Genomic DNA, 22,953 nt, shown 5'->3' on the forward strand with positions numbered 1-22,953 from the left:
TCGGCCGGCAACGTCGTCGAAGTCACTTCAACCGGCACGTCAGCACCCAGCACGACTCCCAGCGCGCGATGCGGATCTCGCGCGCGGCGTTGCCCAGGCGCTTGCGCAGCGCGCTGTCGGTCGGGTAGCCCTTCGGCAGTTCGAAACGCTCGCCGTCCGCCCCGTTGACGAGCTGGTAGGTGTTGCCCTGGGCATCGGTGCGCGCGATCGGCGGGCTGGTGCCTTCGACCTGATCGTCGTCCAGCAGCACCAGCTGCACGTCCTTGCCGACCCGCGCGCGCAGGGCGGCCAGCAGGTGCTCCTGGGCGGCGCGCGTCAGGTGCGACCACCAGAAGCCGATGAACACGGTCTTTACGGGCTCCACGCCGGGCGGCAAGCCGGACAGCAGGTCGGCCGGCAGGTTCAGCGCATCCGCCTGGCGCCAGGTGACCAGGTCGGCGGGCAATTCGCGTGCGCGCGCCTGCGCCAGCATCGCTTCGTTGATGTCCAGCGCCAGCACGTGCGCGGCCGACTCCGCCAGCGCCTCGGTCCAGCGGCCGCTGCCGCAGGCCAGTTCCAGCACCGTCTGTCCTTCCACCAGTTGCGCCAGGCCGTCGGCGACCTCGTCCAGGTCGGCTTCACGCTCGGGATCTTCCTCGCGCGCATCGTCGGCGGCGGCCGCCTGCGCATAGAAACGCGCGACGGCGTCGGTGTCCTTGTCTTGGTATGTCTTGCTCATGACTGTTTCCGTCTTGCTGCGAGCCCGCGTCCGGTAGCGGCGGGCTCGTGATGATCACATTAAAGTTCGTAGTTCTCGCTGGTCCCGCGCATCGCCGCTTCCACCATCTTGCGGTTCAGCACTGGCGCCAGCAGTTCGATGAAGGTGTAGACATAGCTGCGCAGGTAGGCGCCCTGCTTGATCGCCACGCGCGACACGTTCATGCCGAACAATTGTCCCATCGGGAGGGCGCGCAGGTTGCGGTCGCGCTCCGGATCGAAGGCCATGCCGGCGATGATGCCGATGCCCATGCCCAGTTCCACATAGGTCTTGATGACGTCGGCGTCGATCGCTTCCAGCAGCACGTCCGGCTTGAGGTTGCGCAGCTCGAACGCATGGTCGATCTTGCTGCGGCCGGCGAAGGCCGCATCGTAGGTAATCAAGGGATAGCCAGCGATTTCTTCCAGCGAAATCGCCTTGGAGCGCGTCAGCGCATGTTCCGGCGGCACCACCACCACGTGTTCCCACTGGTAGCACGGCAGCGTGATCAGGCCGTCGACGGCGGCGATCGATTCGGTGGCGATGGCGAGGTCGGCCTGGTCGTTCTTGACCATCTCGGCGATCTGGCGCGGGTTGCCCTGCAACAGCGACAGCCGCACTTTGGGGAACTTGGCCATGAATGCCTGCACCACCTTGGGCAGCATGTAGCGCGCCTGGGTGTGCGTGGTGGCGATGGTGAAGCTGCCGCTATCCTGGGCCGCGTATTCCTTGCCGATGCGCTTGAGGCTGTCGATCTCTTGCATGATCAGCTCGACCGAGTTCAGCACCAGCCGTCCCGGCTCGGTCAGGCCGCGGATGCGCTTGCCGTGGCGGGTGAAGATGTCGACCCCGAGCTCCTCCTCCAGCTCGATGATGGCTTTCGACACGCCGGGCTGGGAAGTGAACAGGGCCTTGGCCGCGTCGGTCAGGTTGAAGTTCTGGCGCACCGCTTCGCGCACGAAACGTAATTGGTGAAGGTTCATTGCCCTTTGTTAAGTTATCACGGTCTATCCGCCATTTTACAAGCTTGCTTATACCGCAGGCTCATATAAGCAAATAAATTCTCAGTCGTTTGGAATAAAGCGTCATTTTATTAAGATAATGGATAGTTTGGGTCGGGACTGGCCCGCCCCGTGAGGATTTGACCATGTACCGTTACGACCAATACGACCATCTCATCGTACGCGAACGCATCGCCCAATACCGCGACCAGGTGCAGCGCCGCCTGAACGACGAGCTGACCGAAGAAGAATTCCTGCCGCTGCGCCTGCAGAACGGCCTGTACATGCAGCGCCATGCCTACATGCTGCGCATCGCGGTGCCGTACGGCCTGCTGTCGACGGCGCAGATGCGCACCTTCGCCCACATCGCACGCACCTACGACCGTGACTATGGCCACTTCACCACGCGCCAGAACATCCAGTTCAACTGGATCGAGCTGGAACGCACGCCGGACATCCTGAGCGACCTGGCGGCGGTCGAGATGCATGCGATCCAGACTTCGGGCAATTGCATCCGCAACATCACGACCGACGAATATGCCGGCGTGGCGGCGGACGAGATCATCGATCCGCGCCCGTATGCCGAGATCCTGCGCCAGTGGAGTACCTTCCACCCCGAATTCATCGCCCTGCCCCGCAAGTTCAAGATTGCCGTCAACGGCGCCGTGGAAGACCGCGCCGCCATCGCCATGCACGACATCGGCCTGACCGCGGTGCGCGGCGCCGATGGCGAAGTCGGCTTCAAGTTCATGGTGGGCGGCGGCCTCGGCCGTACGCCGATCCTGGGCAGTGTGATCAACGACTTCGTGCCCTGGCAAGACCTGCTGACCTACACCGAAGCGGTGATGCGCGTGTACAACCAGTTCGGCCGCCGCGACAACAAGTACAAGGCGCGCATCAAGATCCTGGTGAAGGCCGTGGGCGCCGAGGAATTCGCGCGCATGGTGGAAGCCGAGTTCGCCGACCTGAAGGGCGGTCCGGAAACCCTGACCCGCGAGGAAGTCGAGCGCGTGGCGGTCTGGTTCAATCCGAAGCCGTACGCGACGCTGGCGGCGATCGATCCGCGTGCAGGCCACGCCGACGACAAGGCCTTCGCCAACTGGCTGATGCGCAACGTCAAGCCGCACAAGGTGCCGGGCTATGCCGCCGTCGTGCTGTCGCTCAAGAAAACCGGCGTGCCGCCGGGCGACGCCACTTCGGCGCAGATGGATTTCGTGGCAGACCTGGCCGACCGGTACAGCTTCGGCGAACTGCGCGTGACCCACGAGCAGAACCTGGTGTTGGCCGATGTCGAGCAGTCGAAGCTGTACGAGCTCTGGACCCAGGCCAAGGCGCAGGGCCTGGCGACGCCGAACATCGGCCTGCTGACCGACATCATCGCCTGCCCGGGCGGCGATTATTGCGCGCTGGCGAATGCGAAATCGATCCCGATCGCGGCCGCCATCGCCAAGCGCTTCGACGACCTCGATTACCAGCACGACATCGGCGAGATCGAACTCAACATCTCCGGCTGCATCAATGCCTGCGGCCACCACCACGTCGGCCATATCGGCGTGCTGGGCGTGGACAAGGACGGCAGCGAGTGGTACCAGGTGTCGCTCGGCGGCGCCCAGGGCAACCAGGCCGCCATCGGCAAGATCATCGGCCCGTCGTTCTCGGCGCCGCAGATGCCGGAGGTGGTGCAACGGCTGCTCGACGTCTACGTGCGCGAACGGGTCGAGGGCGAGCGCTTCGTCGACGTCGCGCAGCGCCTGGGCATCGCGCCCTTCAAGGAACATGTGTACGCCACGCCGATCGTGGCACAGGAAACCGCTGGAGAAGACCATCATGCTTGATACCCGCAAACAGATCATCAAGGGACGCAGCGTGGTCGACGACGACTGGAGCGTGCTCAAGCTGGACGAAGGCCAGGCGCCGGACACGGTCGCGGTCCCGGACGGCAAGGTCATCGTCCCGGTGCCGGTATGGCTGGCCCAGCGCGACGCGCTGGCCGCGCGTGCCGGACAACATGGCCGTATCGGCATCTGGTTCGCGCCGGACGAACTGGCGACGGCCGTCCAGGACGACCTCGGCCAATTCGCCGTGATCGCCATCGACTTCCCGAAATTCACCGACGGCCGCGGCTATTCGATCGCCTTCAACCTGCGGCGGCGCCTGCATTACAAAGGCGAACTGCGCGCCATCGGCGACGTGCTGCGCGACCAGCTGTTCCAGATGCAGCGCTGCGGCTTCGATGCCTACGCCACGCGCCCGGACCGCAACATCCACGACGCCGTCAAGGGCTTGAGCGTGTTCTCGGAAACCTACCAGGCCTCGGTCGACCAGCCGCAGCCGCTGTTCCGGCGCCAGGCGCGCGGAACGGAAGCCGAACATACCGGCAGCGGCGCTTGAGCAAGCCGGACGCCGAGCAGTACCGACAAGGAATCACCATGAGCGAGCTGAACGCGCGCGTCGACACGACCCGCGCCATCCTGGACCGTGTTGCGCGCGATTTTTCGCCGGCCGTGTTCGCCTCCAGCCTGGCCGCCGAAGACATGGTCTTGACCGACCTGATCTTGAAAGCCGGGCTGCCGATCGCCATTTTTTCTCTGGAAACCGGCCGCCTGCCCAAGGAAACGCTGGCTGTGCTGGATCAGGTCAAGGCGCACTACGGCCACGAGATCGAACTGTTCCGCCCGCAGCCGCAGCTGGTCGACGACTACGTGAGCAAGAACGGCCTGAACGCATTCTACGAGAGCGTCGAGCTGCGCAAGGGCTGCTGCTACGTGCGCAAGGTCGAGCCGCTCGGCCGCGCGCTGGCCGGCAAGCGCGCCTGGGTCACCGGCCAGCGCCGCGCCCAGTCGAGCACGCGCGCCGAACTGGCGGTGCAGGAAGACGACACCGCGCACGGCATGCAGAAATTCAATCCGCTGGCCGACTGGTCGGAACAGGACGTGTGGGAGTACATCCGCGCCAACGGCGTGCCCTACAACGCCCTGCACGACCGCGGCTACCCGTCGATCGGCTGCGAACCCTGCACCCGCGCGATCCAGCCGGGCGAGGACGTGCGCGCCGGCCGCTGGTGGTGGGAAGACGCCGATTCCAAGGAATGCGGCCTGCACCTGGTGGACGGCAAACTCATCCGAATCAAATCCGTGGCGGCGTGACGCGCTCCACTATAGAAACGACAGGCAAGCCATGACGACAATCAGCGACATCCCCGGCGTGCAGCTCGGCGCATCCCTCGGCGGCATCGATGCGCGCCACCTCGACGCCCTCGAATCCGAAGCGATCCACATCCTGCGCGAGGTGGCGGCGGAATGCAGCAACCCCGCCCTGCTGTTCTCGGGCGGCAAGGACTCGGTGGTGCTGCTGCGCCTGGCCGAAAAGGCATTCCGGCCCGGTAAATTCCCGTTCCCGCTGGTGCACATCGACACCGGCCACAATTTCGACGAAGTGATCGCCTTCCGCGACGCGCGCGTGGCGGAGCTGGGCGAACGCCTGATCGTCGGCTCGGTCGAGGAGTCGATCGGGCGCGGCACGGTGCGCCTGCGCAATCCGCAGACCGACTCGCGCAACGCCGCGCAAGCGGTGACGTTGCTGGAAACCATCGCCGAGCACGGCTTCGACGCCTGCATCGGCGGCGCCCGCCGCGACGAGGAAAAGGCGCGCGCCAAGGAACGCATCTTTTCCTTCCGCGACGAATTCGGCCAGTGGGACCCGAAGGCCCAGCGTCCGGAACTCTGGGACCTGTACAACACCCGCGTGCATCCGGGCGAGAACATGCGCGTGTTCCCGATCTCGAACTGGACCGAGCTGGACGTCTGGCAATACATCGCCCGCGAACAGCTCGCCCTGCCGCCGATCTACTTCGCGCACGAGCGCCAGGTGATTCCGCGCAACGGCCTGTTGGTGCCGCTGACCCCGCTGACCCCGGCGCGCGAAGGCGAAACCGTGGAAACCCGGACGGTGCGCTTCCGCACCGTGGGCGACATCTCGTGCACCTGCCCGGTGGCCTCCGATGCATCGACGGTGGATGCCATCATCGCCGAGACCGCGATCACCCAGGTGACCGAGCGCGGCGCGACGCGCATGGACGACCAGACCTCGGAAGCCTCGATGGAAAAACGCAAGAAGCAAGGATATTTCTGATGAATGCCATGATCGACCAAGCGAATGCCAGCCACGCCCAGGACAGCCAGAGCGGCCTGCTGCGCTTCATCACCGCCGGCTCCGTCGACGACGGCAAGAGCACCCTGATCGGCCGCCTGCTGTTCGACAGCAAGGGCATCTTCGCCGACCAGCTGGCCGCCGTGTCGCGCTCCAAGCACAAGCGCACCGTGGGCGACACCATCGACCTGTCCCTGCTGACCGACGGCCTGGAAGCCGAGCGCGAGCAAGGCATCACGATCGACGTCGCCTACCGTTATTTCGCCACGCCGAAGCGCAAGTTCATCATCGCCGACACGCCGGGCCACGAACAATACACCCGCAACATGGTCACCGGCGCCTCGACCGCGGACGCCGTCATCATCCTGGTCGACGTGTCGAAAGTAAAACTGAACGAGGATGGCTCGGTCGAGCTGCTGACCCAGACCAAGCGCCATTCGACCATCGCCAAGCTGCTGCAGATCGAGCATGTGATCGTGGCGGTCAACAAGATGGACCTGGTGAACTACGACCAGGCCGTGTACGAGCGCATCGTCGCCGCCTACCAGGCGTTTGGCGACAGCCTGGGCCTGCGCGACGTCACCGCCATCCCGTTGTCGGCCCTGAGCGGCGACAACGTGGTGGAACAAAGCGGGAACATGTCCTGGTACCGGGGCCCGACCCTGATCGAGCTGCTGGAAGGCCTGAGCGTGTACGACGAGGCGCACGCCGCGCCGCTGCGCTTCCCGGTACAGCTGGTGGCGCGCCACAACGGCCACGAAGCCAACGACTTCCGCGGCTACATGGGCCGCATCGAATCCGGCAAGGTGGCGGTCGGCGACCGCCTGGTGGTGCAGCCTTCGGGCCAGAGCGCCACCGTCAAGGAAATCGTCACCTTCGACGGCCCGCTGCAGCAGGCCGTGGCCGGCCAGTCGGTGACGCTGCTGCTGAACGAATACGTCGACGTCTCACGCGGCGACGTGCTGGCCGGCGCCGACCAGCCGGCCACGCTGTTGAAACAGGTCACGGCCGACGTCTGCTGGATGGCCGACGAGGCGCTCGACCTGCGCCGCAAGTACTGGGTCAAGCACGGCACCCGCCAGACCATGGCCAAGGTGACCCGCGTCGAGAGCGTCCTGGACGTGAACACCCAGCAGCGCCAGGCAGTGAGCGACCCGGCCGCCGGCCTGAAGCTGAACGACATCGCGCGCATCGCCATCACCGTGCAGCAGCCGCTGGCGGCCGATGCCTACGATGACATCCGCGCCACCGGCGCCTTCATCCTGATCGATGAAGTCACCCACCAGACGGTTGCAGCCGGTATGATACGCCTGAGGCCTCAATAAACCTACTGCGCGTCGGATTTTCGGCCTGGGATGCTCGCCGTACAAGAGTACGGCTGCGCTTCTCGGCCGAAACTCCTTCCGCTCGCTACGGTTTCTTGAGGCCCTGATATGCCCGTAAAAAACCTAAATTGAATGTTGCGAAGGAAGGTGCCGGAGTGCTGGGAAAAGTGTATTTGGTGGGAGCCGGTCCCGGCGCGCCTGACTTGATTACCGTCCGCGGGGCGCAGTTGCTGGCGCGCGCGGACATCGTGCTGTACGACGCGCTGGTCACGCCGGAGATGCTGGCGCTGTGCGCCGGGGCCGAGCTGATCTCGGTCGGCAAGCGCTCCGGCCAGCGCTCCACCGCGCAGGCCGTCATCAACCAGCAGCTGGTGGAGTGCGCGCGCCGCGCCGCGGTGGTCGTGCGCCTGAAGGGCGGCGATCCGATGCTGTTCGGGCGCGCCGACGAGGAATTGCGCGCGCTCGAAGCCGAAGGCATCGCCGTCGAGATCGTCCCCGGCATCACCACCGCGGTGGCCGCCGCCGCCGCGACAAGGCAACCGCTGACCAAGCGCGGCGTGGCGCGCAGCGTCGCCTTTTTCACGTCCAGCACCGCGCCCGACGAGCCGGATCATCCGGCGCTGCCGGAAACCGACACCCTGGTGCAGTACATGGGCGGGCGCGAAGCCGCCGCCACCGCCGAGCGCCTGCTGGCCGAGGGACGCCGGCGCGACCTGCCGGTGGTGGTGGTGGAAAACTGCAGCCGCGCCGACCAGCGCATCCTGCGCATGACGCTGGCGACATTGGCGCACGGCCTGGAGATGGCGCACGGGCCGATGCTGGTGATGATCGGCGAAGCCCTGGTGCGCCGCGAGCACCAGGCGCCTGATTAGCAAGCTGTCTTCCAGATGCTAGCGCACGCCTGCCAGGCGCAGGCGTTCGTGTTCTTCCAATTGATTTTCCAGGTGCAGCGCCGCGGTCCAGGTGTCGCCGGCGATGCCGTTCAGGCGCGCCAGTGCGGCCGCCAGGCGCACGCCGGTGCGGCCGCCGCATTCGCGCACGTGCCACAACGCCAGGTCGCGCCGCATGGTGCCGACTTCCTCGCGCAGGCCGGCCAGCATGCGCCGCAGGTTGCCGTCCTCGTCCGCCGCCAGGCGCTTCGCCGGCCCGTCCAGGGCGCCGCTGCCGAGGTGGCGCGACATGGCGTCGATACGGGTGCGCATGCGCAGCAGGCGCTTTCCCATGCGGTCGAGCCGGCGCGCACAGCGCAGTTCGACCAGCGCGCGGAAGGCCGGCAGGCGTTGCGGCAGCCGGCGCAGGCGCGCCAGGGCGCGCTGGAGGGGACCGAACAGGTGCTTGAAAGTGGTGGACATGGCCGGATCCAGTAAGGGGCACCCGGCAGTGTCGGTGCTGCCGCCTGCGCCGTCAAAGCGCCGGCGCAAGGCGGGGCCATGATCCGGCGCAGGAAACAGCCATGTTGCTCCCGCACAGTGTCGGCTCAAGACCAGTCGACGTAGTGGATGCCGTTCTGGATGCTGCCGATCACCTGCGCCTGGTTTTCCGCACTTTCGCTGAAGTCGGCCAGCACCACAGCGCGCGATACCGAGTGCAGCGACTGCATCCAGAATGCGTAGCCCGCCTCTTCGGGAGCGCGGTGCAGCACGTTCTGGTACAGCGCCTGCACGAACTGCGCATCGTCCGGCGCGGCGCCGTACAGGGCGCCGAACTCGGCGCTGCCGATGAAGCTGTCGGCCACTTCGGTCAGCGTATGACCATGGTCCAGCGCCGCGATCCAGTAACCGAGGCCGACCTTGTCGGGGGTGCGGTCGAAGGCCGCCTGGTACAGCCGGTAGGCCTGGCCGCCGGCGCCGCCGAGGTCGAGCGCCACCATCTGGTCGGCGAACTGCACGCGTTCGACGTTGACCAGGGTCGCATGGTTGCCATAGGCATCGTTTACCACGAAGTCGGCGCCGTTGGCGGCGATCACGTAGCCGGCATCGGCCCCGCCGAAGGCGACCTTGTCCAGTCCGGCGCCGCCATCCACCCGGCTGTTGCCGGACGGCGCCGCCAGCGCATCGTCGCCGCCGCTGCCGGTCACGCTGGCCAGCAGCGCGCTCGCCGCGGACGGGCCGGCCGCGCCCACCGGCGCCGCGCCGGCCGGCGCATAAACCGGTGCGGCAGGCACCGCCGTGGCGGCTGGCACCCACACCGGCGCCGGCGACGCGTTGCCGGATGAGCCGGCTTGCGTCGCGGCCTGCACCGGCGCCGTGGCGCCGGCGTCGCCCGCCAGCACGCGCGCTTCGACGCCGGTGCCGGCGGCCGAGGTATCGACCCAGGCGGTGGCGAAGCCGCCACCCGCCAGCGCCGTCACGTCGGGCGTGGACTGGTCGCCGGCGCGCTCCTGGCTGACCGAGAATTCGTGGACGTCGCGCGCGCCGCCGTCGGCGCCGAAGCGGCGTCCGAAAATGCCGTTGGCGTCGCCGTCCGGCCCCTCCCAGGTGACGACGAAGCCGCCGTCCGACAGCGCGGCGACCGCCGCGTCGTAGCGCCCGCCGCCGGATTCGACGTTGGCCTGCGTGAGCGCGCCGAGCACATGGCCGGCGCCGTCGAAGCGCTGGAAATAGATGTCGCTGATCGAAAAGCCGTGCGGGTCGTTGGCGTAGCTGTCCCAGGCCACCACGAAGCCGCCGTCGGCCAGCGCCGCCACGTGCGCCAGCGGCGCGGCGGTGGTGATGCTGGCCGCATAGCCGTCGCCGCTGGCGACGAAGGGCGCGTTGCCGTTCACGGAAGCGTACACGTTGCCGTCGCCGATCTCGCCCCAGGCCAGCGCCCAGCCGCCGCCCTTGAGCGCCGTCAGGCTGGGATCGTAGGCGGAGCCGAGCACGGCGATGGTCTGGTCCGAACCGATTTGAACGCCGTCGACGCCGCTCTGGTGCACGTGCACCGCGCCGTTGCCGCGCCAGCCGATCGCCAGCGAGCCGTCGGCCAGGGCGGCGATAGTGGGCATGGCCGCATCCGGCGCACCGCCGCTGTCGACGACGTGCTCGACGCCGACGCTGCCGCCCGCATCGACCACGCGCCAGGCGATCCTGGCGGCCCCGCCCTGCTCCAGCGTGTACGCCACGGCGAAGCGCCCGTCGCCCAGCGCGGCCACGGCCGGCGCGCCCTCGATGGCGGCGTTGCCGTCAAGGGTCAATGCGAAGGCGCTGCCGCGCGCATTGCCGGCGGCGTCGCGCAGCTGCGCCCACAGGCCGTATCCGGCGCCGCCCGCCGCCGTATCCGGCGCCTGCCAGACCGCGACCAGGCCGCCGCCCGCCAGCGTGGCCAGCGCCGGCGCGGCGCCGCCGTGCGTCGCATCGGCGCTGCTGCCGGCGCCCAGCCGAACCTCGTCGGCGAAGCCCGGCAGGTCGTGGCTGGCGCCGTCTTCCACGGTGTAGGTCAGGGTGCGGCTGACGCCGGTGTTCGGCAGCGGGTTGCCGCCCGCGTCGACCTGGTAGCGGTCGTAGTAATGGACCGTGACCGCCGCCGCCATGCCGCTGTCAGGAATGCGGCTGGCGTCGCCGATCACCAGCCTGGCGCTGGTGTCGCTGGCCGGATCGTAGGCGATCGCGAACAGGCCGGGCGTCGACTGGCCTTCGATCACCCAGCGCCCGCCGGTAGTGGCGCCGATATCGATCGGCGCCAGCTGGTCGACCACCGCGCCCGCCTTCATGGTCGAGAACACCAGGTCGTTCTGTCCGACCAGGCCGACCGGCTGGGTATCGGCGATCACGGTCTCCTCCATGCTGGCGACGCTGCCGTCGGCCAGCCGGTAGTGGACGGTGAAACTGTCGGGCGTGACCGAATCGCCCGCCAGCCGGTCGTGGAAGCGCCACAGCGTGGCGGCCGTGCCAACCCAGTCGCCCTGGCCGTCGACCGGCAGCGTGTAGCCGGTCCAGGTCCTGCCGTTGTCGGCACTGTACTGCAGGTCGCCGCGCGTGGCGGCCTGGCCGAGGGCGCTGGAGGCGTCGAAGGCGACGGCGGTCACCGCCGCCGGCAAGGCGGACGCGGTGGACGGCAGGCTGACGCCGGCATAGTTCCAGGCATAGCTGGCCGCGCCCGGACGGACGTAGATGAAGGGCGATGGGGTAGTCATGGGATGGATCTTCTGGGTGAACGGCCGCGCAAGCGGGCGGCGACGGCAGCCCGTGCGCGCTGGAGCATGCGCGGGTCTTGCAGACGACGATCATTCATTAATGCAAGTTTTAATGCAATAAGGAAATTATCTGATTCACCTGAAAGATACTGAAAACCGGAAACCGGTTAATCCCATGACAACTGCGTTGCCGAACAAGGATGCCTGTTCGACAAGCGATTCAAGACACTTTCAACGAAATAGGCTGTTACGCCGGCAGCGCCGCCACGCAATACGCCGCCATCGCCGCCAGCACGCCGGGGTCTTCGCCCACCGCCGGCACCGTGGCGAAGCGCACTGCGGGATACGCCGCGCGCAACTCGTCCAGCAGTGCCGGCAAGTCGCGCAGCAGGTGGCCGCCCTGCCCCAGGAATACCGGCACCACCGTCATCTCGCGCACGCCTTGCGCCGCCAGCCGCGCGGCGACATCCGGCAGCGATGGTTCCATGAGTTCGAGAAAGGCGAGTTCGACCACGCAATCAGGACGGTGTGCGGCGGTCAGTTCGCGCAAGCGCTGGAACGGCGCGGCCCAGCCGGGGGCGCGCGCGCCGTGGGCGAACAGGACCAGTGCGCGGCCGCCCTGCGCTCGTGCTTGCCCATCCGGCTGCGGGTGCGGCTGTCGGTACGCCTCGTCCTGCGCGACCGTGCCGGTTTGCTCGTGCTGATCCATGTTCGACTCCTGGTGCGATTGCGATTGGTGTGTTTTCTGCCGTTCCATCAATGTCGTTCCACCCACCTGAGCGCCGCGATCGCCATCAGCAGGAACAGCAAGCTCGGCGCCGCCGCGGTGAGAAAGGCCGGCCAGATCGACAGCATGCCGACGTGCGAGAACAGCGAATTGATCAGCAGGAAGCTCACGCCGATCATGATGCCGATGAAGATCTTCAGGCTGACGCCGCCACTGCGCGTGTGCAGGTAGCCGAACGGCAGCGCCAGCGCCATCAGCACGAAGATCGAGAGCGGATCGATCAGCTTCTTCCAGAAGGCGATCTTGAAGCGTTCGGTCTCCTGGCGGTTCTCGGCCAGGTGGCGCGTGTACACGGCCAGTTCGCTGGCCGACATGCGCTCGGGGTCGGAGCGCGACACCGCGACGATCTTCGGCGTGATCTCGGATTCCAGGTCGAGCGCCGCCACCTTGCGCGTGGCGACCGAGGCGGTGTCCTGGCCGAAGCGGGCCTGGATCGATTCGCCGTCGAGCGCCGGCGTGCCCGGCGCGCGCAGCACGCGGCTGTTGGAAAACAGGGTCTCGGTGACGTCCTGCAGGCGCCACACGCCGTTGCCGCTGAAGGTGGCGCTGGCCGCGGTGACCAGCGAACGCATGCGCATGTTGGCATCGAACTCGTACAGCCGCACGTCGAGCAGCTGGCCGTCCGGGCGGATCTGGCGCGCGTTGAAGAAGCGCGAGCCGGTCACCGGCCCTTTCAGGCCGCCGGTGTGGACCGTGTCCTTGGTCCACATCCCGGAGCGGAATTCGGCCGACACCGCGGCACCCTTGGCCGACAGGCGCAGGCGCTCGGCCAGCGGCGCGCTGCGCGGCGTGACCAGCTCGCCGAAGACGAAGGTGATCACCACGAAGACGATGCCGATCTTGAACAGCATCCATGCGACCATTCCGGTCGACATCGACGAAGCGCGCATGATGGTGAATTCCGAGCTCTGGGCGAATTGCGCCATCGTGTAGATGGTGCCGATCAGGGCCGCCACCGGCATCACCTCGTACACGTGGCCCGGAATCAGGAGCAGCACGTACAGCAGCGCGTGCTGGAACAGGTAGCCGCCCTTGCCCACCGACGGCAGTTCGCCGGTCAGGTCCATGAAGGCGGTGAGGCCGAGCATGGCGACCAGCACGAACAGCACCGCCTGCGCGATGTTGACGAAGAAGTAGCGCTGCAGGATGCTCATTGCGCCGCTCCCCGGCTTTCCGCGCTCTGCAGCAGGCGGCGGCGCTTCATCGAATTCATCAGCATCACCGGATGCCAGCGGTGGTTCACGTTCAGGCGCCAGGCGAACAGCACCAGCACGGTCAGCAGCGCGAACAGGTGCAGCGGCCACCAGGCCACCGCGAAGCCGAGCTTGCCCTGCTTGACGCTGGCCTCGAACAGCTTGGTGAGGTTACTGTAGGTGAAGAAGATCAGCAGCGCCAGGATCAGGTTGGCCGAGCTGCCGGCGCGCGGGTTGACGAAGCCGAGCGGGATCGCCAGCAGCATCAGCAGCACGCACATGATCGGCGCCGAGATCCGGTACAGCAGCTCGGCGCGGGTGAACTGGTTGGGCAGCGCTAGCAGCGCCGCGGTGGTCATGGCGTCGGTCGGCATGTCGGCGCCGATCACCGGCACCTGGTTGCCGACGCGCATGCGGTAGCGCTCGAATTCCATCGACTGGAAATCGGCGCGCCCCGGCTGGCCGAGGTAGCGCCGGCCGTTTTTCAGCACCAGGTACTGGCCGCCCTTGCCGTCCGCCTCGATCACGCCTTCCTTGGCCACCACGATCGAATTGCCCTTGTCCTCGACGCTGTTGACGAACACGTTCTGCACCACGGTCGAGCCGCCCGTGCTGCCCTCGACGAAGAACACGCGGTTGGCCGAGGTCGATTCGCGGAACTGGCCGGGCGCCACCCGCTTGAGGTCTTCGCGCTTTTCGAAGCGCTGGACGAATTCGGCGCTCTTCATCTTGGCCCAGGGCGTGGCGTACAGGGCCAGCGCCCCCACCAGCAACACCAGGGGCAGGCCGAACAGCAGCACCGGCGCCACCCAGCGCGCCAGCGACTGGCCGGAAGCGAACCACACCACCATCTCCGAATCGCGGTAGCTGCGCGTGACGGCGACGATCACCGAAATAAAGCTGGTGAGGATGAGGATGGTGGGCAGATAATTCAGCACCGAAAAAGCGATCAGCGCCAGCACGTCGGCGGATGCGACCTTGCCGCCCGCGGCCTTGCCGAGGATGGAGATCAGGGTCCAGGTGACGAAGATCGTGAACAGGACGGTGAAGGTGGCGCCGGCAACGCTGGCCAATTCACGTTGTAGGGCGCGTTGGAAAATCATTCGATCGTTATAATTGCAGGTTAGGGGAACGCTCCGACGCCGACGATGACGCAGGTGCGCATGGCCGATCGCCGAAGCTTCCTTGGGTAGTACGCGCGTAAAACACGAAACGGAGAATCAAATGGACTTTAGCATAAAAGCATTCGACACCAACAACACGCTGGCCGCGGCCCAATCCGGCTGCGTGGCGGTGGCGGTGTTCGAAAACAAGAAACTGTCGGAGGCAGCCAAGGCCCTCGATCTGAACGGCGCCATCAGCGCGGCCGTCGACTCCGGCGATATCTCCGGCAAGCCCGGCACCACCCTGCTGCTGCGCGGCGTGGCCGGCTTGACCACGGCGCGCGTGCTGCTGGTCGGCATGGGCGCCGACGACGCCATCAGCGAGAAGAGCTTCACCGGCGCCGTCGCCGCCGCCCTCAAAGCCTTCGGCACGCTGGGCGCGCAAGATGCCATTATCGCATTCCCGCTGGAGAATGTGAAAGGCCGCGACCTGAACTGGGCCGTGCGCAGCATCGTGGTCGGCGCCAACGAAGCGGAATTCCGCACCGACGCGCAAAAGAGCAAGAAGGACCCGGCCGTGGCCGGCGTGCGCAGGCTGACCCTGGCGGTGCCGCAGACCGGCCCGCAGCTGGACGGCGTGCTGGCGCAGTCGATCGCGATCGGCAACGGCATGAACCTGACCAAGGAATTGGGCAACCTGTCGCCCAACGTCTGCACCCCGACCTACCTGGCCAACACCGCCAAGAAGCTGGCGACCGACTACGGCTTCGACATCGAGGTGCTGGAGCGCAAGCAGCTGGAAGCGCTGAAGATGGGCAGCTTCCTGTCGGTGACGCGCGGCAGCGAGGAGCCGCCCAAGTTCATCGTGCTCAAGCACAACGGCGGCCAGGCCGGCGATGCGCCGACCGTCCTGGTCGGCAAGGGCATCACCTTCGATACCGGCGGCATCTCGCTGAAACCCGGTCCGAACATGGACGAGATGAAGTACGACATGTGCGGCGCCGGTTCGGTACTGGGCACCTTCCGCGCCATCGGCGAGATGAAGCTGAACCTGAACGTGGTCGGCATCGTGGCCGCCTGCGAGAACATGCCGTCGGGCCGCGCCACCAAGCCGGGCGACATCGTCAGCGCGATGAACGGCACCACCATCGAGATCCTGAATACCGACGCCGAAGGCCGCCTGGTGCTGGCCGACGCCCTCACCTACGCCGAGCGCTTCAAGCCGGCCGCGGTGGTCGACATCGCGACCCTGACCGGCGCCTGCATCGTGGCCCTGGGCCACCACACCTCGGGCCTGTTCACCCGCCACGACGACGCCCACGACGCCCTGGCCGACGAGCTGCTGACGGCCGGCAAGCAGGCCGGCGACGCGGCCTGGCGCTTCCCGATCGGCGAGAACTACAACGAGCAGCTGAAGTCGAACTTCGCCGACCTGGCCAACATCGGCACCCCGGGCGGCGCCTCGATCACCGCGGCCTGCTTCCTGGAAAACTTCACCCGCAACTACCCCTGGGCGCACCTGGACATCGCCGGCACCGCCTGGAAGAGCGGCGCGGCCAAGGGCGCGACCGGACGTCCGGTGCCGCTCCTGACCACGTTCCTGCTGAACCGGGTGCGTTGATTCATCGTGCCGCTGGGGCTGTTTGCAAAACGACCAGCGTCAGCGATCGAAGACAGCGGATGCACGTCGTCCCCGCGAAAGCGGGGACCCATGATGAGCTTCAGAATTCGCTATTTCAAAAACACCACGGTGCTTTTGAATCCAATGACTTTGGAAACTCAGCATGGGTCCCCGCCTGCGCGGGGACGACGTTGATAGGCTACCCTAAATGGCTGCGTCGCACCCGCATTCAGAACATCACGTTCCCGCCACCCGCCTCCCCCTGCTCCGCCTGGGCCGCCGCCTGCGGCGCATGCAGGATCACCGTCAGCGTCTCCGGATACGCGAATCCCTTGCCGGAGTGATGGTCGAGATAATTCCCCAGCCCCGCCTTGACGATCAGGTTGCCGATCAGCTTGTCGGTATCGAATCGCGAGGGTGCGCGCGGCGCGACCTGTTCGCGTGCATTGCCGGCGCCGTCGCGCGCGCAGTCGACCGTCAACGGGTCGCGGCTGCGTTCGACGCTGATGCGTCCGGGCGCCACCACGAACCAGCGTCCGGCGCCGTTGGACAGCACGCAGCCCACGCCCGCCACTTCGCGGTGGCCGAGGACGGCGTGGACTTCGAGCTGCTGCAACGGCGATTCGCTCATGACGACGCAGCCGCCGCTGACGGCGGCCAGCGCGAGGGCGCACAGGCTGGAAAAGGAAAGGCTGGACATGTCATCGACCCGGAATGCATTGCCCCAGTTTACGGCAACAGCGGCAGGAACATGAGCACCGGCGGGATCTGGGCCGGGCGGCATGTCGGAACACCGGCATGCACGGAAGACTTCAGGCAGCGCCGCCCGGGAGCGCCGGAACGGCAGGCCCGGACGGGATCACTCGGAACGGGACCGCGCGGGCGCGGTCGTTCATTCGGGATCGAGGGCGGCGAAACGCGGCATGCGTTGTCCGTCCACGTCGATCGTCTCGAAGAAATTGCCGCGCGGACGGACCCAGGTCTTGCCGTCCTGCCCGCGGTACACGATGGCGGGAGTATGGTCCGCCTCGAGCGTGGCCTCGCAGACCACGTCGTAGATGCCGCCCTTGTAGTGGCGGAAACGCATCAGATCTTTTCTTCGGCCTGGGCGCGGCTCTTCTTCTTGAGGTTCTGGATCACCTTGACGATGCCTTCGACGCCGGCGTTGTCGTCGAGTTCGCTGAATGCGTCCAGCACTTCGTTGAGCACGCGGTTACGCACCGCGGCCTCGTCGGCCAGCATCTTTTGCGGCTGGCCTTCGGCCGGCGCAAACTTCTGCGGCGCGTCGGCCGCGGCCTTCTGGCCATGGGCCAGGGCGGCCTGCCAGATCAACCAGCGGCGCTGGGTTTCGAACACCAGATATTCATCCGGCTTGTCTTCACGACGCCGGACGATGTGCCCATCGCGTTGGGCCCATGCTTCAAATGCTTGGCGCATTGCTGTCCTTTATAAATCCGTGTGCAAATCCTGCTGACGATCGCGATCGGCACCCTGCCGGCGGCCATCCGGCAGCGCTGGCACAGGTACCGATGCGCGAGCAATAAATTGCTCAGGAATTCTTGGTTCCAAAGAAATATAACGATACCACAACTGAAATTGTCTTAGCGCAATTTTTTCTCTGAGGAAGGAAACGATACGTAATCGACCCGTCCCTTGCCGAGATTGTTACATCTTGTCACATTTCTCTCGAGCTTGCTAGTCCGAATTTCATATTTTACTTTCAGGACAATGATTCTACGTTATTTCTGTTGCTATTAGCGCAAATCACGGCAATCGTGCCGGGGGAATCCCGCTCGAAGCTGTCTGGACAAGTGTTGCAAGATTTTTCTTGAACCTTGATACTGCGCAAATATTACGCTGGCTAATCCATCATTTGCACTTCTTTTAGAACATGAAAATAGCTACATGGAATGTCAATTCCCTGAAAGTGCGCTTGCCGCACCTGCTCCAGTGGCTTGACGCCAACCCTGTCGATGTCCTCTGCATCCAGGAAACCAAACTCACCGACGACAAGTTTCCGGCAGCCGAGATCAATGCCGCCGGCTACCAGGTCGTCTTCAGCGGCCAGAAAACCTACAACGGCGTGGCGATCCTGTCGCGCCAGCCGCTCACCGACGTGGTGCGCAATAATCCGCATTACGCCGACGAGCAGCAGCGCCTGCTGGCGGCGACGAGCGGCGGCATCCGCGTCATCTGCGCCTACGTGCCGAACGGCCAAGCGGTCGGTTCCGACAAGTATGCCTACAAGCTGGACTGGCTGGCGGCCCTGCGCACCTGGGTGGAGGAGGAAATGGCGCGCCATCCGGCATTCGCGATCCTGGGCGACTACAACATCGCGCCGCAAGACCGCGACGTCCACGATCCGCAGGAATGGGCCGGCCAGATCCACTGCTCGGCGCCGGAACGCGCGGCGCTGGGTGCCCTGTCCGGCCTCGGCCTGGCGGACGCCTTCCGCCTGTTCGAGCAGCCGGACAAGCAGTACAGCTGGTGGGATTACCGCCAGCTGGCGTTCCGCCGCAACCGCGGCCTGCGCATCGACCACATCCTGCTCTCCCGGACGCTGGCCGCACGCTGCAGCGCCTGCACGATCGACCGCGAACCGCGCAAGTGGGAGCAGCCGTCCGACCACGCGCCGGTCGTCGCCACGCTCGATTGAGCGCCCTCTCCCGCCGCGCCGCCGCTCACGCGGCCGGGCGCGCCGCGGCGGCCTGCGCCGGCGCCGCGCCGTCCTCGCGCGCCAGCAGCAGCGGCACCTGGTCCGCCGCCAGCGGACGCGCGAACAGGTAGCCCTGCGCGTAATCGCAGCCGTGGCGGCGCAGCAGTTCCAGCTGCGCCGCGTTCTCCACGCCCTCTGCCACCGCCGCCAGCTGCAGGCTGCCGGCCAGCGCCATGATGGCGGCGACGATGGCCTGGTCTTCGCCGCTGGTCTCGAGGTCGCGTACGAAGGCGCGGTCGATCTTCATCTTGTGGACCGGGAAGCGCTTCAGGTAGGCCAGGCTGGAATAGCCGGTGCCGAAATCGTCGATCGACAGGCGGATGCCCATGCAATCGAGCTGCGCCAGCGTCTCCAGCGTGGCGCCGCCGTGTTGCATCAGCGCGGTTTCCGTGATCTCGAATTCGAGCTGGGCCGGATCGATGCCGGTGTCGTCGAGGATGCGGCGCACCGACTCCACCAGGCCGCGCTGCATGAACTGGCGCGCCGACAGGTTGACCGCCAGCGGCACCGCACGCACGCCGGCGCGGCGCCAGGCCACGGCCTGTTCGCAGGCGTGGCGGATCACCCATTCGCCGATCGGGACGATCAGGCCGTTTTCCTCGATGATCGGGATGAATTCGTCGGGGCCGACCAGGCCGCGCTGCGGATGGCGCCAGCGCAGCAGCACTTCCAGGCAGGCGGTGCGGCGCTCGCGCGTGGTGACGATCGGCTGGAACAGCAGCGTGAACTCGCGCCGCGCCAGGGCGCCGTGCAGCTGCGTTTCCAGCTCGAAGTGGCGCGCCGCGGCGGCGCTCATGCGCTCGGCATAGAACTGGTAATTGTTGCGGCCGGCCGCCTTGGCCTGGTACATGGCGGCGTCGGCATGGCGCATCAGGCTGGCCCCGTCGGCGCCGTCGTCCGGATACAGGCAGATGCCGATCGACGGCGAGATGTGCAGGCTGCGTCCCTCGAAGCGTACCGGCTCGGCCAGCGCGGCGATGATCTTGTCGCCCACCAGCGCGCACTCGCCGGGCTCGCGCACGCCCGGCACCAGCACCACGAACTCGTCGCCGCCCAGGCGCGCCACGGTGTCGCTGGCGCGCACCACGCGGCACAGGCGCTGCGCGACTTCCTGCAGCAGGTGGTCGCCGGTCAGGTGGCCGAGCGAATCGTTGATGGTCTTGAAGCGGTCCAGGTCGATGAACATCAGCGCCAGCCGGTCGCCGCCGCGGCGCGCCGCCAGCAGCGCCCGGTCCAGGCGCTCGGCCAGCAGCGCGCGGTTGGGCAGGCCGGTGAGCGCATCGTGGTAGGCCATGTGGTGCACGCGCGCCTCGGCCTGGCGCCGCTCGACGATCTCGGCCTGCAGTTCGGCGGTGCGCTCCCGCACCCGCAGCTCGAGTTCGTCGCGCGCACGGCGCAGCGCATCGGCGGCCTCGCGTTCGGCGGTGACGTCCTCGACCAGCCACACGCTGCGGCCGTCGCGCTGGTCCAGGTCGAACGGCCGGCCCGACAGGCGCGCCCAGAAGCGCGTTCCGTCGCCGCGCACCATCTCGCGCTCGGCCATGTGCACCCGTCCCGCCTCGAAGTCCTGCAAGGTAGCGTCGCGCGCCGCCAGCCAGCCGCCGGCGTCGGGATACAGCGAGCGCACCCGGGCGCCGTCGATGCCCTGGAAGTCGCGCCCGAACAGTTCCGCCATCTTGCGGTTGCAGCGCAGCGTGCGCCCGCGCTCGACCACCGCGATGCCCAGCACCGCGTTGTCGAGGATGGCCTGGTTTTCCATCAGCGCCACGCGCAGCGCCTCTTCGTCGCGCTTCTGGCGGGTGCGGTCTTCCAGCATCCAGATCAGGGTGCCGGCATCGCCCTCGGCCAGGTTGACGGCGTAGCCGATCACCTTGATCCACATCGGCGTGCCGTCCTTGCGCAGCATGGTCGCCTCGCACTGGAACGAACGGCCCTCGGCCAGCACGCCGTAGGCATGCGCGCCCAGCTCGACGTATTCCTGCTCGCTCGCGTACAGCAGGCGCGTCGAACGGCCCAGCACCTCGGCCTCGCCATAGCCGAACATCCTGGCGAAGCACTCGTTGCAGCGGGTGAACACGCGCTCGCGCGAAAAGAAGATGCCGACGGTGGCATTGGTCATGATCGCCTGCACCTCGACCAGCGCGCGGCGCGTCTCGGTGACGTCCTCGAGGATCCAGATGATGCCGGCCTCCTGCGAATCCATGTCCACCGCCTTGGCGCGGATGCGGCACCAGACCGCCCTGCCGTCGCGGTGGCGCATCTGGATCTCGGCCTTTTCGTACAGGCCGCCGCGTTCCAGCACCGGGATCGCTTCCTCGATGAAGGCGTCGTACTGCGCTGCGGAGCTGAACATCTCGACCGGATGGCGGTTGACCATCTGTTCCGGCGTGTAGCCGAACATGCCGGCCAGGCGCGGATTGCACGACTTGATCAGGTGCGGCAGCGTGACCACGATGCCGACCGGCGCATGCTCGGCCACGGCAGCCTGCTCCAGCAGCGTGCCGCGCAGCGCCGGCAGGCCCGCGCCGCGCGCGGCGCGGCTGAAGACGAAGGTGGCGCCGGCGGCGGGTTCGCCGGACGCCGCCGGCAGCGGCCGCGAACGCACCTCGACCGCCATGGCGCCGCCGGCGCCGGACAGCACGCCTTCCCAGCAGTCCTCTTCGTGCCGCGCCAGCCCGATCCGGGCGTGCGCGCTTTCCATCCCGTCCGCGCTGCCGGCCTCCAGCAGCGTGGCGAGCGGCCGTCCCAGCAGGGGCACGCCGGCCAGCACCGCCATGGCGTCGTTCGCCGCCGTTATCCTGCCCTGCGCGTCGCACGCGCACGCGGGCGCGGCAATCAGGGCCAGGGCCTCGGCCACGAAGGCCGGCTTGCTCGTCACACGATCCATTCCGGTTTGCATAGTGGTATGGATCATAACCGACTCCGCGCCCGCGCGGACCGGCACTTGTGGGTCAGAACGCGTCGCCTGGCACGCGCACCCAGCCTTCCATCAGCACGCGTGCGCTGCGGCTCATCACCGCCTTGGTGACGATCCAGTCGTCGCCTTCGCGGCGCGCCTCGGCGCCGACGCGCAGGGTGCCGGACGGATGGCCGAAGCGTACCGCATCGCCGGGACGCGCCTGGTCGCCGGCGGCCAGGCTGACCAGGGTGCCGGGGATCGCCGCGGCGGTGCCGATCGCCACCGCCGCCGTGCCCATCATGGCGTGGTGCAGCTTGCCCATCGACAGGGCGCGCACCAGCACGTCGATGTCCTCGCGCGCGACCCGCCTGCCGCTCGACGCGGTGTAAGCCGCCGGCGGCGCCACGAAGGCGACCTTGGGCGTGTGCTGGCGCCGCGCCGCTTCCTCGGGGTGCGCGATCAGGCCCATGCGCACGGCGCCGTGGGCGCGGATCGCTTCGAACATCGCCAGCGCCTTGGGGTCGCCGTTGATGGCGTCCTGCAGTTCGTCGCCGCGGTAGCCGATGTCTTCGGCGTTGACGAAGATGGTCGGGATGCCGGCGTTGATCATCGTCGCGGACAAGGTGCCGACGCCGGGCACGTCGAGCTGGTCGACCGGGTTCCCGGTCGGGAACATGGCGCCGCCGCCGCCCTCCTCGTCCGCCGCCGGGTCCATGAATTCGAGCCGCACCTCGGCTGCCGGGAAGGTCACGCCGTCCAGCTCGAAGTCGCCGGTTTCCTGCACTTCTCCGCCGCGCATCGGCACGTGGGCGACGATGGTCTTGCCGATATTCGCCTGCCAGATGCGCACCGTGGCCACGCCGTCGCGCGGGATGCGCGCCGGATCGATGAAGCCGTTGGCGATGGCGTACGGGCCGACCGCCGCCGACAGGTTGCCGCAGTTGCCGCTCCAGTCGACGAAGGGCTTGTCGATCGCGACCTGGCCGAACAGGTAGTCGACGTCGTGGTCCGGGCGCGTGCTGGCGGCGACGATGACGGCCTTGCTGGTGCTGGAGGTGGCGCCGCCCATGCCGTCGATCTGCTTGGCGTAGGGGTCGGGGCTGCCGATCACGCGCAGCAGCAGCCGGTCGCGCGCTGCTCCTGGGACTTGGGCGGCGGCGGGCAGGTCTTGCAGGCGGAAGAACACGCCCTTGCTGGTGCCGCCGCGCATGTAGACGGCGGGGATCTTGATTTGGGGGGTATAAGTCATGTGTGTGAACTCCCATCGTCATCCCCGCCTTCGGGGGGACGACGAAGATTTACGTTGACG

The 22,953-nt window shown here is 67.3% G+C and carries 20 protein-coding genes; 8 read left to right on the forward strand and 12 right to left on the reverse strand.

The genetic code is table 11. The features are described from left to right. Positions 1 to 22: 22 nt before the first annotated feature. Together HH212_RS00610 and HH212_RS00615 are read right to left on the reverse strand one after the other, a co-directional pair. Positions 23 to 718 (reverse strand): class I SAM-dependent methyltransferase, encoded by a 696-nt coding sequence (locus HH212_RS00610; protein ID WP_169433626.1) that lies wholly within the window; start codon positions 716 to 718, stop codon positions 23 to 25. A 59-nt stretch (positions 719 to 777) separates the two neighbouring features. Beyond that, positions 778 to 1,719 carry a CysB family HTH-type transcriptional regulator gene (locus HH212_RS00615; RefSeq protein ID WP_169433627.1) on the reverse strand — a complete coding sequence of 314 codons (942 nt, stop codon included), beginning with the start codon at positions 1,717 to 1,719 and terminating at the stop codon, positions 778 to 780. 164 nt (positions 1,720 to 1,883) lie between these two features. Here HH212_RS00615 and HH212_RS00620 point away from each other — a divergent pair, with 164 nt between their 5' ends. The 6 genes from HH212_RS00620 (at position 1,884) to cobA (ending at position 8,083) form a co-directional block, all read left to right on the forward strand. Further along, positions 1,884 to 3,572, forward strand: coding sequence for a nitrite/sulfite reductase (locus tag HH212_RS00620; RefSeq protein ID WP_169433628.1), 1,689 nt, complete (start codon positions 1,884 to 1,886; stop codon positions 3,570 to 3,572). After that, the gene (locus tag HH212_RS00625) at positions 3,565 to 4,128 is read left to right on the forward strand and encodes a DUF934 domain-containing protein (protein ID WP_169433629.1); all 564 of its coding nucleotides are present in this window, start codon (positions 3,565 to 3,567) and stop codon (positions 4,126 to 4,128) included. Before HH212_RS00620 ends, HH212_RS00625 begins: the two co-directional genes overlap by 8 nt. A gap of 38 nt (positions 4,129 to 4,166) precedes the next feature. Then, the gene (locus HH212_RS00630) at positions 4,167 to 4,883 is read left to right on the forward strand and encodes a phosphoadenylyl-sulfate reductase (protein ID WP_169433630.1); all 717 of its coding nucleotides are present in this window, start codon (positions 4,167 to 4,169) and stop codon (positions 4,881 to 4,883) included. 31 nt (positions 4,884 to 4,914) lie between these two features. Then, positions 4,915 to 5,868, forward strand: coding sequence for a sulfate adenylyltransferase subunit CysD (gene cysD, locus HH212_RS00635; RefSeq protein WP_229217490.1), 954 nt, complete (start codon positions 4,915 to 4,917; stop codon positions 5,866 to 5,868). Continuing rightward, complete coding sequence (locus tag HH212_RS00640) at positions 5,868 to 7,211, forward strand: sulfate adenylyltransferase subunit 1 (protein WP_169433631.1); 1,344 nt, start codon at positions 5,868 to 5,870, stop codon at positions 7,209 to 7,211. Before cysD ends, HH212_RS00640 begins: the two co-directional genes overlap by 1 nt. Positions 7,212 to 7,339: 128 nt before the next feature. Continuing rightward, positions 7,340 to 8,083 carry a uroporphyrinogen-III C-methyltransferase gene (cobA, locus tag HH212_RS00645; RefSeq protein ID WP_370663902.1) on the forward strand — a complete coding sequence of 248 codons (744 nt, stop codon included), beginning with the start codon at positions 7,340 to 7,342 and terminating at the stop codon, positions 8,081 to 8,083. An 18-nt stretch (positions 8,084 to 8,101) separates the two neighbouring features. Here cobA and HH212_RS00650 read toward each other — a convergent pair whose 3' ends face one another. The 5 genes from HH212_RS00650 to lptF all read right to left on the reverse strand — a co-directional run bounded on the left by HH212_RS00650 (position 8,102) and on the right by lptF (position 14,408). Then, positions 8,102 to 8,563 (reverse strand): hypothetical protein, encoded by a 462-nt coding sequence (locus HH212_RS00650; RefSeq protein WP_169433632.1) that lies wholly within the window; start codon positions 8,561 to 8,563, stop codon positions 8,102 to 8,104. Between the two features lie 125 nt (positions 8,564 to 8,688). Further along, positions 8,689 to 11,325 carry a DUF4214 domain-containing protein gene (locus HH212_RS00655; RefSeq protein WP_169433633.1) on the reverse strand — a complete coding sequence of 879 codons (2,637 nt, stop codon included), beginning with the start codon at positions 11,323 to 11,325 and terminating at the stop codon, positions 8,689 to 8,691. 247 nt (positions 11,326 to 11,572) lie between these two features. Then, on the reverse strand, positions 11,573 to 12,034 hold the full coding sequence (locus HH212_RS00660) for a sirohydrochlorin chelatase (protein ID WP_169433634.1): 462 nt from the start codon (positions 12,032 to 12,034) through the stop codon (positions 11,573 to 11,575). A gap of 47 nt (positions 12,035 to 12,081) precedes the next feature. Next, positions 12,082 to 13,266, reverse strand: coding sequence for an LPS export ABC transporter permease LptG (gene lptG, locus HH212_RS00665; RefSeq protein WP_169433635.1), 1,185 nt, complete (start codon positions 13,264 to 13,266; stop codon positions 12,082 to 12,084). Then, complete coding sequence (lptF, locus tag HH212_RS00670) at positions 13,263 to 14,408, reverse strand: LPS export ABC transporter permease LptF (RefSeq protein WP_169433636.1); 1,146 nt, start codon at positions 14,406 to 14,408, stop codon at positions 13,263 to 13,265. Before lptF ends, lptG begins: the two co-directional genes overlap by 4 nt. Before the next feature lie 121 nt (positions 14,409 to 14,529). On the opposite strand from lptF, the gene HH212_RS00675 reads away from it, so the two are divergent. After that, positions 14,530 to 16,029, forward strand: a complete 1,500-nt coding sequence (locus tag HH212_RS00675) for a leucyl aminopeptidase (RefSeq protein ID WP_169433637.1) — start codon at positions 14,530 to 14,532, stop codon at positions 16,027 to 16,029. A gap of 229 nt (positions 16,030 to 16,258) precedes the next feature. Here the strand turns inward: HH212_RS00675 and HH212_RS00680 are convergent, their stop codons facing one another. The 3 genes from HH212_RS00680 to HH212_RS00690 all read right to left on the reverse strand — a co-directional run bounded on the left by HH212_RS00680 (position 16,259) and on the right by HH212_RS00690 (position 17,466). Then, entirely contained in the window at positions 16,259 to 16,729 is a 471-nt protein-coding gene (locus HH212_RS00680; protein WP_169433638.1) for a hypothetical protein, read from the reverse strand. A 192-nt stretch (positions 16,730 to 16,921) separates the two neighbouring features. Beyond that, positions 16,922 to 17,116, reverse strand: a complete 195-nt coding sequence (locus HH212_RS00685) for a DUF1653 domain-containing protein (RefSeq protein WP_169433639.1) — start codon at positions 17,114 to 17,116, stop codon at positions 16,922 to 16,924. After that, positions 17,116 to 17,466 (reverse strand): phiTE_015 family protein, encoded by a 351-nt coding sequence (locus HH212_RS00690; RefSeq protein WP_169433640.1) that lies wholly within the window; start codon positions 17,464 to 17,466, stop codon positions 17,116 to 17,118. Before HH212_RS00690 ends, HH212_RS00685 begins: the two co-directional genes overlap by 1 nt. A gap of 454 nt (positions 17,467 to 17,920) precedes the next feature. Between HH212_RS00690 and HH212_RS00695 the strand changes: the two genes are divergently transcribed. Next, complete coding sequence (locus HH212_RS00695; RefSeq protein WP_169433641.1) at positions 17,921 to 18,685, forward strand: exodeoxyribonuclease III; 765 nt, start codon at positions 17,921 to 17,923, stop codon at positions 18,683 to 18,685. Positions 18,686 to 18,710: 25 nt separating this feature from the next. On the opposite strand, the gene HH212_RS00700 is transcribed toward HH212_RS00695, so the two are convergent. Together HH212_RS00700 and prpF are read right to left on the reverse strand one after the other, a co-directional pair. After that, positions 18,711 to 21,632 (reverse strand): EAL domain-containing protein, encoded by a 2,922-nt coding sequence (locus HH212_RS00700; protein ID WP_169433642.1) that lies wholly within the window; start codon positions 21,630 to 21,632, stop codon positions 18,711 to 18,713. 64 nt (positions 21,633 to 21,696) lie between these two features. Next, the gene (prpF, locus tag HH212_RS00705; protein ID WP_169433643.1) at positions 21,697 to 22,893 is read right to left on the reverse strand and encodes a 2-methylaconitate cis-trans isomerase PrpF; all 1,197 of its coding nucleotides are present in this window, start codon (positions 22,891 to 22,893) and stop codon (positions 21,697 to 21,699) included. Between the last annotated feature and the right edge of the window lie 60 nt (positions 22,894 to 22,953).

It is taken from the genome of Massilia forsythiae (assembly GCF_012849555.1).
Classification (GTDB): domain Bacteria; phylum Pseudomonadota; class Gammaproteobacteria; order Burkholderiales; family Burkholderiaceae_D; genus Telluria; species Telluria forsythiae.

Coding starts and splice junctions, on each gene's coding strand:
- HH212_RS00675 (WP_169433637.1), top strand. CDS start 14,530: ATGGACTTTAGCATAAAAGCATTCGACACCAACAACACGCTGGCCGCG.
- prpF (WP_169433643.1), bottom strand. CDS start 22,893: ATGACTTATACCCCCCAAATCAAGATCCCCGCCGTCTACATGCGCGGC.
- lptF (WP_169433636.1), bottom strand. CDS start 14,408: ATGATTTTCCAACGCGCCCTACAACGTGAATTGGCCAGCGTTGCCGGC.
- HH212_RS00655 (WP_169433633.1), bottom strand. CDS start 11,325: ATGACTACCCCATCGCCCTTCATCTACGTCCGTCCGGGCGCGGCCAGC.
- HH212_RS00685 (WP_169433639.1), bottom strand. CDS start 17,116: ATGCGTTTCCGCCACTACAAGGGCGGCATCTACGACGTGGTCTGCGAG.
- cysD (WP_229217490.1), top strand. CDS start 4,915: ATGACGACAATCAGCGACATCCCCGGCGTGCAGCTCGGCGCATCCCTC.
- HH212_RS00690 (WP_169433640.1), bottom strand. CDS start 17,466: ATGCGCCAAGCATTTGAAGCATGGGCCCAACGCGATGGGCACATCGTC.
- HH212_RS00620 (WP_169433628.1), top strand. CDS start 1,884: ATGTACCGTTACGACCAATACGACCATCTCATCGTACGCGAACGCATC.
- HH212_RS00700 (WP_169433642.1), bottom strand. CDS start 21,632: ATGGATCGTGTGACGAGCAAGCCGGCCTTCGTGGCCGAGGCCCTGGCC.
- HH212_RS00650 (WP_169433632.1), bottom strand. CDS start 8,563: ATGTCCACCACTTTCAAGCACCTGTTCGGTCCCCTCCAGCGCGCCCTG.
- HH212_RS00680 (WP_169433638.1), bottom strand. CDS start 16,729: ATGTCCAGCCTTTCCTTTTCCAGCCTGTGCGCCCTCGCGCTGGCCGCC.
- HH212_RS00660 (WP_169433634.1), bottom strand. CDS start 12,034: ATGGATCAGCACGAGCAAACCGGCACGGTCGCGCAGGACGAGGCGTAC.
- lptG (WP_169433635.1), bottom strand. CDS start 13,266: ATGAGCATCCTGCAGCGCTACTTCTTCGTCAACATCGCGCAGGCGGTG.
- HH212_RS00640 (WP_169433631.1), top strand. CDS start 5,868: ATGAATGCCATGATCGACCAAGCGAATGCCAGCCACGCCCAGGACAGC.
- HH212_RS00695 (WP_169433641.1), top strand. CDS start 17,921: ATGAAAATAGCTACATGGAATGTCAATTCCCTGAAAGTGCGCTTGCCG.
- HH212_RS00625 (WP_169433629.1), top strand. CDS start 3,565: ATGCTTGATACCCGCAAACAGATCATCAAGGGACGCAGCGTGGTCGAC.
- HH212_RS00610 (WP_169433626.1), bottom strand. CDS start 718: ATGAGCAAGACATACCAAGACAAGGACACCGACGCCGTCGCGCGTTTC.
- HH212_RS00630 (WP_169433630.1), top strand. CDS start 4,167: ATGAGCGAGCTGAACGCGCGCGTCGACACGACCCGCGCCATCCTGGAC.
- HH212_RS00615 (WP_169433627.1), bottom strand. CDS start 1,719: ATGAACCTTCACCAATTACGTTTCGTGCGCGAAGCGGTGCGCCAGAAC.